Below are 16,384 nucleotides of genomic sequence, written 5' to 3'. Positions count from 1 at the left end.
CTGGTTGAGGTATTAAGGCATCAACTCGGTCTTATGATCCTCATCGAGTGACAAGATACGGCCCACAGCCTGGGCTGCGCCTGTATCGGCTTGTGTATCGACTATCAATGGGCCGGTACCATTACCCAGCAGCCCGTTGATGATCCCGGATTCATCGGTTGAGGCCAGACCATACTCATCTGCCAAATCAACACCATCCAGTACGATACGCTGATCAACTGTGCCATCGCGGTTGGCATCAATTTCAATGGTGGTTGAACCCCGCTCAAAGCTGAAGCTCAGGTAATCTTCCAGATTGCCATTTTCTTCGCCTTGCAGCAGGTCGCTCAAGTCCAGTTTGTCTTCATTGATATTGAAGTCGATGATATGGTCAGTTCCGGTTTCACCAGCTCTCCAAACGAAGGTATCGGCACCGCCATCTCCGCGCAGCACGTCGTCGCCAAGGCCACCTATAAGGGTGTCATTGCCTTCGCCGCCACGAAGAGCATCATTGTGGCTACCACCATCAATGTAGTCATCTCCGGTGTGTCCATAGAGTATGTCAGAGCCAGATTGACCAAAGATCTTATCGTCGCCGCTACCACCGTTGACAACATCCGCTCTGGCAGAAGACACATCATTGGAAAGCAGCATGCCATCAGTATCCACAATACTGTCTGGGCCAGCTAATGTTCCGGTCATTATATGATGAGTCGACAGAGTATTAACCGATAGCTCGAGTTGGTCATCTGTTCCAAAGCCAGCTGCACCGGTTTTACCTGCATAGATAACATCATTACCCATAGCGGTTTCGATATGGTCGTTGCCATCCCCACCGCTTACAACCTGGATGTTTTTGTCACCATAACTCTTGTTATTTGCACCGGACGCACTAACTGTATTTCCATGTCGGTCCGTGATAATGCCACTTAATCCTCCACCGAATGTGGCATTCAGTACGTTCTGTCCGGCGCGGGTTGCACTTTCGCCATTAACAACGATGATGGTGTCATTGAGGTTAGAGCCTTGAGTTGAAATCAAGCCAGCATCCGCAATATTGATACCATCGGCATTTACTGGATTGACATCAATCTTCAAGGTAGCGCTGGTTCTATCTCCATCGCCATCTTGGGTGGTGTAAGTAAAGGTTTCGATATCACCAGAAGCGGGGATACTGTTGGCACTCGCTGTTAACTGGTAGGTATAGGTACCATCAGCGTTCAAGATTAGGTTGCCGTAAGTACCGGCGATGATCGCGCCTACTTGGCCAATAACGCCAATGTCGGTTTGATCTCCTTCCGCCACGCCTATGATGGTTGGAGCGCCATCGGCGCCCACGATATCGTTGGTGAGCACGTTGCCCTCGGTGTGCGGCAGGGTATAACCATCTCCTGGAACCATGCGCACCACCAATTCATAACTGTTGGCAGCATTTTCGGCGGTGTGGATTTCAGTAACCACGTTTCCTGTGACTTTATCTTTGAAGCCAATAACCTGCAGGGTGTACACCGCACCTTCATAGTTAAAGGTCACACTGGTTTGTCCGACAGTTACTATGTCCTTCGATGCTTCAGAATCGTCGCTGTTGCGAGTCTCATTGTGGGAGAAACTGAGATCCAAAGAAACCGGCGTGGTTTTGCCATACGCATCGGTCAGCGTAAACGCCACATTCATCTTGGCACCGGTGATTGAAGTGCCAGAGTAAGTAGGCCAGTTATAGTGGGTAAAGGTACCGAGCACTATGTCTTCATTCAGTGCGAGCTGGCCAGACAGACCTGCGTCATTATCGATAAAGCCATAACCTGACTTGTAATTGCCTACTGGAGAGCCCCAGCGCAGTTGATCCAAGCCGCTGTCGTTATCCAGACCACCACCATTGGCAGCATCGGTTCCATCGAACTTCTCGATGCTAGAGCCGCCTTCGGTTGTCGTCCAATTCGCAACAACACCGGAAACCAAAAAGCTGTCGACGACCACATCAACACTGTTGGTATCATCAACAGCAAGGTTATTGTCGTCAGCAACAGTAACTGTGACCGTTGAATTAGCTGCTACACCGCTTGAGTCGGTCGCCGTAACTTTAATGCCCGATATTTGAATAGAATCGACATTTGCATTGTGAGGCAGATTGCCAATCAGCTCTGCTTTCACTTCAACAGCACCTTGCTGGCCTGAGGTTATAGCATCCCAATCAAGGGTTAACTTAATAAGGTCTCTGTTGCCAATGGAGCCAATCAAAGTTTGCTTATCACTACTCAAGGTCCACTGAAGTTGCTGCCGGATACCATCGACCTGAATGCCATCGTCACTTGCAAAACCAATACTGTTTACATTGCTGCCTCCAGCTTTAAACAGCAGTGTACTGCTATCGCTATCTGGGGCATCGGTGAGCAAGGTAGCCTCCCTCAATGAGTTAAGTGCATTTGGCGTTAACGCACTGAGTGCGGTTGGTGGTGGCGTCAGAGTCACAGTAAACGGATTGGTGCTATCAATATCACCGTCGCTGTCGGATATCGCGACATTAAAGTCGAGAACGGCACCGACAGGATCCACATGCTCCGTTGATGAAGTAAAACCAAAGAGGTTGAAATCAGGATTTCCGGCAACTTTTGAGAAGTCAATTTGACTGATGCTGGTAAATCCAGCGCTGTTTATTGCTGCAACCAGTTCGGTGCTGGTACCTTCCAAGGTCACAGTAGTTTGAATACCGCCTATCACGCCATGAACCACTACAGTGACATCATCGGTGTAAATGCTACCGCTATTTGAAGTAAACGATAATTCTTCGACTCCGGTAATTGGTGATACAAAGTTCAAGCTAAGCACTTCGCCATCATCAATGTCTTTACCCGAACCCACACCATAGCCGTTGGCAGACGAGTTGACTGTAGCGGCCTTACCGTCTGCGGTCGCAGTCATGGTGAAAGCGACGGTTGCAGGAACATCTTTGCTGATTTGTCCGCTGCTATCTACATAGAGCACATTGTTGTTACCACCGATGTTAGTGGTGAAGTTTACCGGCAAATCCGTCACCGTAGTGATTGGATTGACGACATTCATCACGTAACTACCGTCATTGGGATTTACAGTAAGCGTAAATATCAATGTTTGGGTAGAAGACAACTCGTCATCGTAGTCATCCAGCCCCGCCCAAGCTGCCGCTTCATCTCCGCTGTCAGTGTATGCAATCAAGATGTTTGGGTTTTCAGGGTCGACGAAGTAATAAATGGTTTCGTTATCACCGGTTGTTTCAGTTGATGCTGTAAACCAAGTAAATTCATCGTCTCTGTCCCATCCAGAGATATTGACGCTAAGATCAGCACTGTACTGATCAGCCGGCACGTTATTATCTTCGTCAGCAGGTAAGTTATCGTTACCGTCTGCGCCAGCAACAGTCACAGTGCCGCTGATCTGGGTATCCGCTGCATTCAAACCGCTGCTGTCAGTGGCCGAGGCTTCAACAAGGTCGTCATTGATGGTCAGGTCAAGGGTTGCAGAAATAACACTGTTATTTTCGCCAACAGCTTCGATAACGATACCTTCAATCAGCGAACTGAGATTGATGTCACCTGCGCCGTTGACTTGTTTAATGTTATCCAGCAATTCCACGTTAACGCTAATGCTGCCAGTCGTGTTGGCAGATATTGGATCTGTATCGGTCAGTGTCAACTTGATGACAGGAACACCGTCGATACTACCGACTAAACTACCATCCGTCAGAGCCCAGGCAATACTCACGCCTGTAGCAAGATTGGTTGCAGCTTGAATGCTGGTTACATCGCCAAAACGGAATTGTGTCAGTGCTTCGCTGCCAGCAGTGAAGGAAATCTCCTGCGAAACCACATTGGGCACATTGTCACGCAGATCACTTTCATTAACGCTCAACTCATTATTGCCAGGAGCAAATACCTGTGCAGTATCAGAGTCCTCAGCAGATTCATTACCAGCAAGATCGGTTTGAGTGACCGTTACCGTGATGCTTTGTCCGGCATCGGGTGCATTTTCAATCCAGGTAATAACACCGTTGTTATAGCTGAAGCCATCTGCCAATTGTCCATTGGGAAACTGGAGTACATCATCTACCAACTCCAGCTCATATTCTTGAGGCTGGGCATTGCCAATTGTCACTGTCAGAGTAACAAAACCACCTTCCAGCAGATCTGCGTGGCTCACATTCGCCTGTAGCTGAACCCCAGGGCCATTGCTGTTGATTTCACCTTGGGTGAGCAAACCATCGCCAGGCGTGCCGTCATCAACAATCCATACAGTAGGTGCGCCGATGTCCGTGTCGACACCATAGCCTTCGGTGTCGTCGGCTGAGGCGGTGTTGCCGGCGTCATCGGTGGTGGTGACGGAGGCGGTGATGCTGTTCACGTCAGCGCCGACCAGCAGGGCGGCATCGACGGTGGTGGTGAAGCCCAGTACGCCGCCACCGAGGTCAATCACCAGCACGGAGGCAATTTCTTCGCCATCGAGGGTCAGGGTCACGGTGTCGCCGAGTTTGACGTCGCCGCCCACGGTACCGCTGAGGGTCACGCTGCCGTCGCTTTCGGCCTGGTTGATGACGTTGTCATCGCCGACCACGATGGGGTTGAGGTCGATGGTGGCACTGATTTCCGTGTCGACACCATAGCCTTCGGTGTCGTCGGCTGAGGCGGTGTTGCCGGCGTCATCGGTGGTGGTGACGGAGGCGGTGATGCTGTTCACGTCAGCGCCGACCAGCAGGGCGGCATCGACGGTGGTGGTGAAGCCCAGTACGCCGCCACCGAGGTCAATCACCAGCACGGAGGCAATTTCTTCGCCATCGAGGGTCAGGGTCACGGTGTCGCCGAGTTTGACGTCGCCGCCCACGGTACCGCTGAGGGTCACGCTGCCGTCGCTTTCGGCCTGGTTGATGACGTTGTCATCGCCGACCACGATGGGGTTGAGGTCGATGGTGGCACTGATTTCCGTGTCGACACCATAGCCTTCGGTGTCGTCGGCTGAGGCGGTGTTGCCGGCGTCATCGGTGGTGGTGACGGAGGCGGTGATGCTGTTCACGTCAGCGCCGACCAGCAGGGCGGCATCGACGGTGGTGGTGAAGCCCAGTACGCCGCCACCGAGGTCAATCACCAGCACGGAGGCAATTTCTTCGCCATCGAGGGTCAGGGTCACGGTGTCGCCGAGTTTGACGTCGCCGCCCACGGTACCGCTGAGGGTCACGCTGCCGTCGCTTTCGGCCTGGTTGATGACGTTGTCATCGCCGACCACGATGGGGTTGAGGTCGATGGTGGCACTGATTTCCGTGTCGACACCATAGCCTTCGGTGTCGTCGGCTGAGGCGGTGTTGCCGGCGTCATCGGTGGTGGTGACGGAGGCGGTGATGCTGTTCACGTCAGCGCCGACCAGCAGGGCGGCATCGACGGTGGTGGTGAAGCCCAGTACGCCGCCACCGAGGTCAATCACCAGCACGGAGGCAATTTCTTCGCCATCGAGGGTCAGGGTCACGGTGTCGCCGAGTTTGACGTCGCCGCCCACGGTACCGCTGAGGGTCACGCTGCCGTCGCTTTCGGCCTGGTTGATGACGTTGTCATCGCCGACCACGATGGGGTTGAGGTCGATGGTGGCACTGATTTCCGTGTCGACACCATAGCCTTCGGTGTCGTCGGCTGAGGCGGTGTTGCCGGCGTCATCGGTGGTGGTGACGGAGGCGGTGATGCTGTTCACGTCAGCGCCGACCAGCAGGGCGGCATCGACGGTGGTGGTGAAGCCCAGTACGCCGCCACCGAGGTCAATCACCAGCACGGAGGCAATTTCTTCGCCATCGAGGGTCAGGGTCACGGTGTCGCCGAGTTTGACGTCGCCGCCCACGGTACCGCTGAGGGTCACGCTGCCGTCGCTTTCGGCCTGGTTGATGACGTTGTCATCGCCGACCACGATGGGGTTGAGGTCGATGGTGGCACTGATTTCCGTGTCGACACCATAGCCTTCGGTGTCGTCGGCTGAGGCGGTGTTGCCGGCGTCATCGGTGGTGGTGACGGAGGCGGTGATGCTGTTCACGTCAGCGCCGACCAGCAGGGCGGCATCGACGGTGGTGGTGAAGCCCAGTACGCCGCCACCGAGGTCAATCACCAGCACGGAGGCAATTTCTTCGCCATCGAGGGTCAGGGTCACGGTGTCGCCGAGTTTGACGTCGCCGCCCACGGTACCGCTGAGGGTCACGCTGCCGTCGCTTTCGGCCTGGTTGATGACGTTGTCATCGCCGACCACGATGGGGTTGAGGTCGATGGTGGCACTGATTTCCGTGTCGACACCATAGCCTTCGGTGTCGTCGGCTGAGGCGGTGTTGCCGGCGTCATCGGTGGTGGTGACGGAGGCGGTGATGCTGTTCACGTCAGCGCCGACCAGCAGGGCGGCATCGACGGTGGTGGTGAAGCCCAGTACGCCGCCACCGAGGTCAATCACCAGCACGGAGGCAATTTCTTCGCCATCGAGGGTCAGGGTCACGGTGTCGCCGAGTTTGACGTCGCCGCCCACGGTACCGCTGAGGGTCACGCTGCCGTCGCTTTCGGCCTGGTTGATGACGTTGTCATCGCCGACCACGATGGGGTTGAGGTCGATGGTGGCACTGATTTCCGTGTCGACACCATAGCCTTCGGTGTCGTCGGCTGAGGCGGTGTTGCCGGCGTCATCGGTGGTGGTGACGGAGGCGGTGATGCTGTTCACGTCAGCGCCGACCAGCAGGGCGGCATCGACGGTGGTGGTGAAGCCCAGTACGCCGCCACCGAGGTCAATCACCAGCACGGAGGCAATTTCTTCGCCATCGAGGGTCAGGGTCACGGTGTCGCCGAGTTTGACGTCGCCGCCCACGGTACCGCTGAGGGTCACGCTGCCGTCGCTTTCGGCCTGGTTGATGACGTTGTCATCGCCGACCACGATGGGGTTGAGGTCGATGGTGGCACTGATTTCCGTGTCGACACCATAGCCTTCGGTGTCGTCGGCTGAGGCGGTGTTGCCGGCGTCATCGGTGGTGGTGACGGAGGCGGTGATGCTGTTCACGTCAGCGCCGACCAGCAGGGCGGCATCGACGGTGGTGGTGAAGCCCAGTACGCCGCCACCGAGGTCAATCACCAGCACGGAGGCAATTTCTTCGCCATCGAGGGTCAGGGTCACGGTGTCGCCGAGTTTGACGTCGCCGCCCACGGTACCGCTGAGGGTCACGCTGCCGTCGCTTTCGGCCTGGTTGATGACGTTGTCATCGCCGACCACGATGGGGTTGAGGTCGATGGTGGCACTGATTTCCGTGTCGACACCATAGCCTTCGGTGTCGTCGGCTGAGGCGGTGTTGCCGGCGTCATCGGTGGTGGTGACGGAGGCGGTGATGCTGTTCACGTCAGCGCCGACCAGCAGGGCGGCATCGACGGTGGTGGTGAAGCCCAGTACGCCGCCACCGAGGTCAATCACCAGCACGGAGGCAATTTCTTCGCCATCGAGGGTCAGGGTCACGGTGTCGCCGAGTTTGACGTCGCCGCCCACGGTACCGCTGAGGGTCACGCTGCCGTCGCTTTCGGCCTGGTTGATGACGTTGTCATCGCCGACCACGATGGGGTTGAGGTCGATGGTGGCACTGATTTCCGTGTCGACACCATAGCCTTCGGTGTCGTCGGCTGAGGCGGTGTTGCCGGCGTCATCGGTGGTGGTGACGGAGGCGGTGATGCTGTTCACGTCAGCGCCGACCAGCAGGGCGGCATCGACGGTGGTGGTGAAGCCCAGTACGCCGCCACCGAGGTCAATCACCAGCACGGAGGCAATTTCTTCGCCATCGAGGGTCAGGGTCACGGTGTCGCCGAGTTTGACGTCGCCGCCCACGGTACCGCTGAGGGTCACGCTGCCGTCGCTTTCGGCCTGGTTGATGACGTTGTCATCGCCGACCACGATGGGGTTGAGGTCGATGGTGGCACTGATTTCCGTGTCGACACCATAGCCTTCGGTGTCGTCGGCTGAGGCGGTGTTGCCGGCGTCATCGGTGGTGGTGACGGAGGCGGTGATGCTGTTCACGTCAGCGCCGACCAGCAGGGCGGCATCGACGGTGGTGGTGAAGCCCAGTACGCCGCCACCGAGGTCAATCACCAGCACGGAGGCAATTTCTTCGCCATCGAGGGTCAGGGTCACGGTGTCGCCGAGTTTGACGTCGCCGCCCACGGTACCGCTGAGGGTCACGCTGCCGTCGCTTTCGGCCTGGTTGATGACGTTGTCATCGCCGACCACGATGGGGTTGAGGTCGATGGTGGCACTGATTTCCGTGTCGACACCATAGCCTTCGGTGTCGTCGGCTGAGGCGGTGTTGCCGGCGTCATCGGTGGTGGTGACGGAGGCGGTGATGCTGTTCACGTCAGCGCCGACCAGCAGGGCGGCATCGACGGTGGTGGTGAAGCCCAGTACGCCGCCACCGAGGTCAATCACCAGCACGGAGGCAATTTCTTCGCCATCGAGGGTCAGGGTCACGGTGTCGCCGAGTTTGACGTCGCCGCCCACGGTACCGCTGAGGGTCACGCTGCCGTCGCTTTCGGCCTGGTTGATGACGTTGTCATCGCCGACCACGATGGGGTTGAGGTCGATGGTGGCACTGATTTCCGTGTCGACACCATAGCCTTCGGTGTCGTCGGCTGAGGCGGTGTTGCCGGCGTCATCGGTGGTGGTGACGGAGGCGGTGATGCTGTTCACGTCAGCGCCGACCAGCAGGGCGGCATCGACGGTGGTGGTGAAGCCCAGTACGCCGCCACCGAGGTCAATCACCAGCACGGAGGCAATTTCTTCGCCATCGAGGGTCAGGGTCACGGTGTCGCCGAGTTTGACGTCGCCGCCCACGGTACCGCTGAGGGTCACGCTGCCGTCGCTTTCGGCCTGGTTGATGACGTTGTCATCGCCGACCACGATGGGGTTGAGGTCGATGGTGGCACTGATTTCCGTGTCGACACCATAGCCTTCGGTGTCGTCGGCTGAGGCGGTGTTGCCGGCGTCATCGGTGGTGGTGACGGAGGCGGTGATGCTGTTCACGTCAGCGCCGACCAGCAGGGCGGCATCGACGGTGGTGGTGAAGCCCAGTACGCCGCCACCGAGGTCAATCACCAGCACGGAGGCAATTTCTTCGCCATCGAGGGTCAGGGTCACGGTGTCGCCGAGTTTGACGTCGCCGCCCACGGTACCGCTGAGGGTCACGCTGCCGTCGCTTTCGGCCTGGTTGATGACGTTGTCATCGCCGACCACGATGGGGTTGAGGTCGATGGTGGCACTGATTTCCGTGTCGACACCATAGCCTTCGGTGTCGTCGGCTGAGGCGGTGTTGCCGGCGTCATCGGTGGTGGTGACGGAGGCGGTGATGCTGTTCACGTCAGCGCCGACCAGCAGGGCGGCATCGACGGTGGTGGTGAAGCCCAGTACGCCGCCACCGAGGTCAATCACCAGCACGGAGGCAATTTCTTCGCCATCGAGGGTCAGGGTCACGGTGTCGCCGAGTTTGACGTCGCCGCCCACGGTACCGCTGAGGGTCACGCTGCCGTCGCTTTCGGCCTGGTTGATGACGTTGTCATCGCCGACCACGATGGGGTTGAGGTCGATGGTGGCACTGATTTCCGTGTCGACACCATAGCCTTCGGTGTCGTCGGCTGAGGCGGTGTTGCCGGCGTCATCGGTGGTGGTGACGGAGGCGGTGATGCTGTTCACGTCAGCGCCGACCAGCAGGGCGGCATCGACGGTGGTGGTGAAGCCCAGTACGCCGCCACCGAGGTCAATCACCAGCACGGAGGCAATTTCTTCGCCATCGAGGGTCAGGGTCACGGTGTCGCCGAGTTTGACGTCGCCGCCCACGGTACCGCTGAGGGTCACGCTGCCGTCGCTTTCGGCCTGGTTGATGACGTTGTCATCGCCGACCACGATGGGGTTGAGGTCGATGGTGGCACTGATTTCCGTGTCGACACCATAGCCTTCGGTGTCGTCGGCTGAGGCGGTGTTGCCGGCGTCATCGGTGGTGGTGACGGAGGCGGTGATGCTGTTCACGTCAGCGCCGACCAGCAGGGCGGCATCGACGGTGGTGGTGAAGCCCAGTACGCCGCCACCGAGGTCAATCACCAGCACGGAGGCAATTTCTTCGCCATCGAGGGTCAGGGTCACGGTGTCGCCGAGTTTGACGTCGCCGCCCACGGTACCGCTGAGGGTCACGCTGCCGTCGCTTTCGGCCTGGTTGATGACGTTGTCATCGCCGACCACGATGGGGTTGAGGTCGATGGTGGCACTGATTTCCGTGTCGACACCATAGCCTTCGGTGTCGTCGGCTGAGGCGGTGTTGCCGGCGTCATCGGTGGTGGTGACGGAGGCGGTGATGCTGTTCACGTCAGCGCCGACCAGCAGGGCGGCATCGACGGTGGTGGTGAAGCCCAGTACGCCGCCACCGAGGTCAATCACCAGCACGGAGGCAATTTCTTCGCCATCGAGGGTCAGGGTCACGGTGTCGCCGAGTTTGACGTCGCCGCCCACGGTACCGCTGAGGGTCACGCTGCCGTCGCTTTCGGCCTGGTTGATGACGTTGTCATCGCCGACCACGATGGGGTTGAGGTCGATGGTGGCACTGATTTCCGTGTCGACACCATAGCCTTCGGTGTCGTCGGCTGAGGCGGTGTTGCCGGCGTCATCGGTGGTGGTGACGGAGGCGGTGATGCTGTTCACGTCAGCGCCGACCAGCAGGGCGGCATCGACGGTGGTGGTGAAGCCCAGTACGCCGCCACCGAGGTCAATCACCAGCACGGAGGCAATTTCTTCGCCATCGAGGGTCAGGGTCACGGTGTCGCCGAGTTTGACGTCGCCGCCCACGGTACCGCTGAGGGTCACGCTGCCGTCGCTTTCGGCCTGGTTGATGACGTTGTCATCGCCGACCACGATGGGGTTGAGGTCGATGGTGGCACTGATTTCCGTGTCGACACCATAGCCTTCGGTGTCGTCGGCTGAGGCGGTGTTGCCGGCGTCATCGGTGGTGGTGACGGAGGCGGTGATGCTGTTCACGTCAGCGCCGACCAGCAGGGCGGCATCGACGGTGGTGGTGAAGCCCAGTACGCCGCCACCGAGGTCAATCACCAGCACGGAGGCAATTTCTTCGCCATCGAGGGTCAGGGTCACGGTGTCGCCGAGTTTGACGTCGCCGCCCACGGTACCGCTGAGGGTCACGCTGCCGTCGCTTTCGGCCTGGTTGATGACGTTGTCATCGCCGACCACGATGGGGTTGAGGTCGATGGTGGCACTGATTTCCGTGTCGACACCATAGCCTTCGGTGTCGTCGGCTGAGGCGGTGTTGCCGGCGTCATCGGTGGTGGTGACGGAGGCGGTGATGCTGTTCACGTCAGCGCCGACCAGCAGGGCGGCATCGACGGTGGTGGTGAAGCCCAGTACGCCGCCACCGAGGTCAATCACCAGCACGGAGGCAATTTCTTCGCCATCGAGGGTCAGGGTCACGGTGTCGCCGAGTTTGACGTCGCCGCCCACGGTACCGCTGAGGGTCACGCTGCCGTCGCTTTCGGCCTGGTTGATGACGTTGTCATCGCCGACCACGATGGGGTTGAGGTCGATGGTGGCACTGATTTCCGTGTCGACACCATAGCCTTCGGTGTCGTCGGCTGAGGCGGTGTTGCCGGCGTCATCGGTGGTGGTGACGGAGGCGGTGATGCTGTTCACGTCAGCGCCGACCAGCAGGGCGGCATCGACGGTGGTGGTGAAGCCCAGTACGCCGCCACCGAGGTCAATCACCAGCACGGAGGCAATTTCTTCGCCATCGAGGGTCAGGGTCACGGTGTCGCCGAGTTTGACGTCGCCGCCCACGGTACCGCTGAGGGTCACGCTGCCGTCGCTTTCGGCCTGGTTGATGACGTTGTCATCGCCGACCACGATGGGGTTGAGGTCGATGGTGGCACTGATTTCCGTGTCGACACCATAGCCTTCGGTGTCGTCGGCTGAGGCGGTGTTGCCGGCGTCATCGGAAGTTGAAACAGAGGCATCAATGACGCGGTCTGCATCTGCCGCCAGATCGCTGCCAGGCACATCAATGCTGAAACGCAGGGTGCCGTTGTCGTCAAATACCTGACCTGTGAAGGATTTACCGTTGATTGTAAGGGTAACAGTGTCACCCACTTTAACGTCGGCACCGACTACACCAGTTACAGGGATTGTTTGACCGGCTTCAGCACTGTTAATGATGTCATCGGCAGTGATGTTGGCATCCAGAGTGATGCTGGCTGACAGATCGTTATCCAGGATGTCAGTGGTAACCGTTGCATCGGTCAGGTCGAGGTTTTCAAACACAGGTGTGCCATCTGGCGTGACGATACCGCTGACACTGACACTGAAGGATTCCGTTGGTTCGAATACTTCGTCGTTAACTGTGGCGATAGTAAAGGTCGCTGTAACGCCATCTGCACCAATGATGGCTTGTATTGTTTCAACAATGTCGTTGCCGTCAGCGGTGATGTAGGTGTAGGTGAGTGTAACTATGCTGCCAGCCGGCGCTGGGTCGCTCAGGGTCACAGTGTAGGTGCCAGTATTCTCACCTTCTGCAACAGTAGTTGGACCATTCAGGGTCACTGTGACTGTGTCTTCAGGACCGGGTACGGCTTCATCAACAATGTTGGTGCTGGCACTGTTTTCGGCACCTATCACTGCATTGCCACCGGTGACGCTGGAAATGGTGATGGTGAAGTCTTCAGAAACTTCGTACAGCTTGTCGTCAATGGTGTTGATGTTAATGGTAACGCTGGTTTGGCCGGCAGGGATCACTACGCTTGCCACACCGATAAAGTCGGTACCGTCTTCTGCAACACCTGAATAAGTAAAGGTGACTGTGATGTCTTCGTTTGAGGCTTCGTCCAGGCTCACAACGAAAGACGCAGTGCCACCTTCTTCTACGTCGGTTTGATTGGCTGTGATGCTCACTTCAGGAGAAACAACATCACCCACATCCGTTGCTGTGCCGGTATTGCCGGTGGTGTCTATGACACTGGCATCGGCGGTATAACCCCCTTCAGGTAAGGGGTCGACCACATCAACGCTGTATGTTCCGTCCTCATTGACTATGGTAGTCAGGGTCTGGGTATCGCCATTGCTGTCGGTGACAACGATGGTAACTGTGCTGCCGGGTTCTGCATCTGTGGTACCAGTAATCGTCGGAGTGGTATCTGTTGAATTGTCGGGAGCGTCAACAGTAATAACCAGTGGCGTAACAAGCAGGGGTTCGATGGGTTGGGTTTCGAGTATTGTTGATTCTGGGAATTGGGCGTCAAATGTAGAATCATAACCCGAGCTTGCAAGGGTTTCGCTGCCGCTTCTGTCCAGGCTGACAAAGCCAGAGCCGCCTTCGTTACCGGTCTGGCCGCCTGCTGCGGTTTCAGGCAGATCTGCCGTTGGATCATCACCAGCGGCAATTTGGGCCTGTAGCGCTTCAATTTCATTCAGCGCATTGGGGTCAAGCTGTTCAGCTCCAACTTCTGGCTGATTGGCCGTTGTAGGGGTGTTTGATTCGCTGATAATGGTGCCGTCCTCCAGCACCAATTCAAATTGCGCGCCTTCCTTAATCCAAAGCACGGCTCCAGCGGGAATTGCATCACCTGCAGAAACAGATTTTTCTGCGCCTTCAGCGACCATGCTAATTTGCCCATTTACCGACTTGAGCAATCCATTTTTCGGTGTGATATACGAACCCATAACAAGCTCCCAACGGCTTATATTCGATACAGAATTTGCCTGAGAACAGGCAAAATTACCCAACTTAAGAAGTGAAGTGTAATTCTAAAACACCTTTAAGTCAATTTTTTGACGGCATCCTTACTTATTAAAAAACTTAGCTTTTTGTCATCTTGTTTGACGTTTTTACACTAGTTCTGACACCGGATATCTGGTGGTTAATTCATCAGTAAATGCCTATATATAGTGTAGGCGACAAACAAAAAAAAAGCGTTTTCATGGCAAAAACCACGAAAACGCTTTGTTTAGGTTAACAAAATGTTGTTCGGTAATGGTGTCAGGCCTTGGCGGCCTTCCGGTAATGTTGCAACGCGAGTTCAGTATTGCCCAGTTGCTCGTCGAGCTCCGCGAGTGCCAACCAATTTTCTTTGGATGGATTTAACTCACAGGCTCTACGCCAATGCTCGTTGGCAGTTTTAAACTCCCGGGCTTGCTGGCAAAGCCGCGCCACACATTCATGATACTCATGCACATCCTCGTATCTGGGAGCGAGCTTGAGCAATTGTTGCCTTGGTAGCTCATCCTGACCATTCAGAATTTGGGGGAGCAGCGTGAGAATGTGACTCTCGGGCAAAGACTCCAGATCTTTAAGCAGCAGTTTAACGGCCTCGGCCTTTTTACCTTGTTTGGCCAGCCCAAGTGCGTAGGCGGCACGATTGGCACTGAGCTGCTTTTCGCTGCGGGATAGCCACTGCCATTCTTTGTCCAGGCTATCCCAATCTTTACTGCCGGCCTGCTCCAGCAGGTTCACGCTGACTCTGACAGACAAGTCTTCAAAACTGGCATCATTAAGCAGTGCGTGTTTCTTGATGGCAGGTAACAATTCCCTCAGCGCCCGCCAATCCTGCTGGGCAAGATAGACTTCCATGGCAAGCTTTACCACGGCAGCACTGCTTTTGCTGGTTGGCGCCAGATGATTGAGTGCGGTTCTGGCACGCTCCAGCTGGCCCTGTTTAAGCAGATAGCGGGTGCGGGTTGTAAACACGGCCGTCGCCGCATTCGGCTCTGTTACGGCTTTTTCAAGATAGTCATCGCGCTCGGCATATTTTCCCTGATGCTGAGCCGCCCTTGCAGCAGCAAGCAGATTCAGTGCCGGCAATTCACCTTTGGCGGCTCCTTTGGCCATACAGCGCTCAGCATCGGGCCAATTCTCTTCAGCAAGCGCCAGTGCGCCGTTCAGAGTATGGCGCTTGGCGGCATTGCGACGCCAGCGTTCGGGCAAATAACGGCTGCCCAGCACCAGGCTAATGCTTTTAATCGCTATCCATTCGGCAATCACGATAACGCCGTAGGCAATCACCAGCGCGACAATGGCAAACACCAGACTGGTTTCAATTTCGTAGCCCCAGGCTGACAGGTACAGATAGCCGGTGTTACCAACAATGTAGGGGCTTAAACACAGCCCAATCAGAATAATGCCAAGATAAATAAGCGTTTTTATCATGCCTCAGCCTCCGATCCGGCTGCCGTAGAAGGTTCTGGCTCCTGATCCGGCTCGGGCAGAGGATTCACTGCCGGTGTTGGCGTGGGATTGGGGATTGGCAGCGGTGCCTTAACGCCGTCCTGCACCAGGGTTCTGAGCATGTCGCTGGACTGGAATTTGCTGATGGGCACAGCATCGATGCGCAGGGACGCCAGCGAATCGAGACGTTCGAGTATTTGTGCCCCAGTACCTGAGTCCACACTGAAATAGAGTTTTACCCAACCACTTGCCATCAAAACGGCTTCCCGGAAGCTCAGTTCATCGTGTCTATACAGCGCAAGTTGGGCCTGCAGCAGCTTGGTGCGAATGTTTTCTTTCAGATACCACTCCTGCTCCGGGGAAAGGAGAGGCGTAATATCGCCGGTACGCTGACGTACGGTCACAAAGTCATTGATCAGCGCTTTCCAACTTTTTGCCAGGTTGGTTTGCCAGTCATTCAGGGAGTCGCTGATGGTCTCATCGGTGGGTGGAGTGTATTCCTGCTTATTACGACCCGGAGTCAATCGCTCAATACGTTTCATGATTTCGTCCAACGCATAAACGTTGCCGGCGATATCGGTACTGCGGACCGAAGCCACCTGTTCCATATCGGCCGCGAGCGCTTTGCGCAGGCTGAACAGTGAAGGCTGCTGCATGGCGGCGATACGCTCATCGGCGGTTTTCAGCAAACTCAGCGCAGTGGCCGGGTCTTGCTCAAGCCAGAGTTTACGGCCTGCCATGCGCACAAGATAGTCGGCTTCGGCAATCAGCCAATCGTCGGGGGTTTTCTGAGACAGATTGGTCAGACGACGCTCAAGGGCACTCTGATCGGCGGTAAGACGCCCCAGCTCAGTCTCCAACTGGCCTATCTGCTTCAGCCCTTGTTCCAATTGACTCAGGCGCGATACCGGCTCTTTCAGCGCGGCGCTCTGTTTCTCCTCCACCGACAGTGTGTAGTGGTACTGTTCCACCAACTGTTGATAGAGATAGTAACCACCCGCCAGTGCCGTGGCACCCATCACCAGCGCAAGTGCCACCGCTATACGCATGCTCCAGGAACTGCCGGGGCGGGACTCTTTATTGGGCTCAATATCTTTGGGCTGAGAAGAGGGTGAAGGAGGCAAAGCCTTTGACTCTGCGGCGGCCTCTTGCTGTTGGTTTTCCATGAAACAATCCTTGATGCTA

Annotated in this window: 3 protein-coding genes; all 3 read right to left on the bottom strand. The window is 56.8% G+C overall.

What is annotated here, in order from left to right:
• Window positions 1-12: 12 nt before the first annotated feature.
• The 3 genes from K0H63_RS17820 to K0H63_RS17810 all read right to left on the bottom strand — a co-directional run bounded on the left by K0H63_RS17820 (window position 13) and on the right by K0H63_RS17810 (window position 16,365).
• Window positions 13-13,698, bottom strand: coding sequence for an Ig-like domain-containing protein (locus K0H63_RS17820; protein WP_220065835.1), 13,686 nt, complete (start codon window positions 13,696-13,698; stop codon window positions 13-15).
• A gap of 316 nt (window positions 13,699-14,014) precedes the next feature.
• On the bottom strand, window positions 14,015-15,181 hold the full coding sequence (locus tag K0H63_RS17815; RefSeq protein WP_220065834.1) for a heme biosynthesis HemY N-terminal domain-containing protein: 1,167 nt from the start codon (window positions 15,179-15,181) through the stop codon (window positions 14,015-14,017).
• Complete coding sequence (locus tag K0H63_RS17810) at window positions 15,178-16,365, bottom strand: uroporphyrinogen-III C-methyltransferase (protein WP_220065833.1); 1,188 nt, start codon at window positions 16,363-16,365, stop codon at window positions 15,178-15,180. Before K0H63_RS17810 ends, K0H63_RS17815 begins: the two co-directional genes overlap by 4 nt.
• Window positions 16,366-16,384: the final 19 nt, after the last annotated feature.

Source organism: Shewanella zhangzhouensis (assembly GCF_019457615.1).
Taxonomy (GTDB): Bacteria; Pseudomonadota; Gammaproteobacteria; order Enterobacterales; family Shewanellaceae; genus Shewanella; species Shewanella zhangzhouensis.
This window is presented reverse-complemented; position numbering and strand designations above follow the sequence as displayed.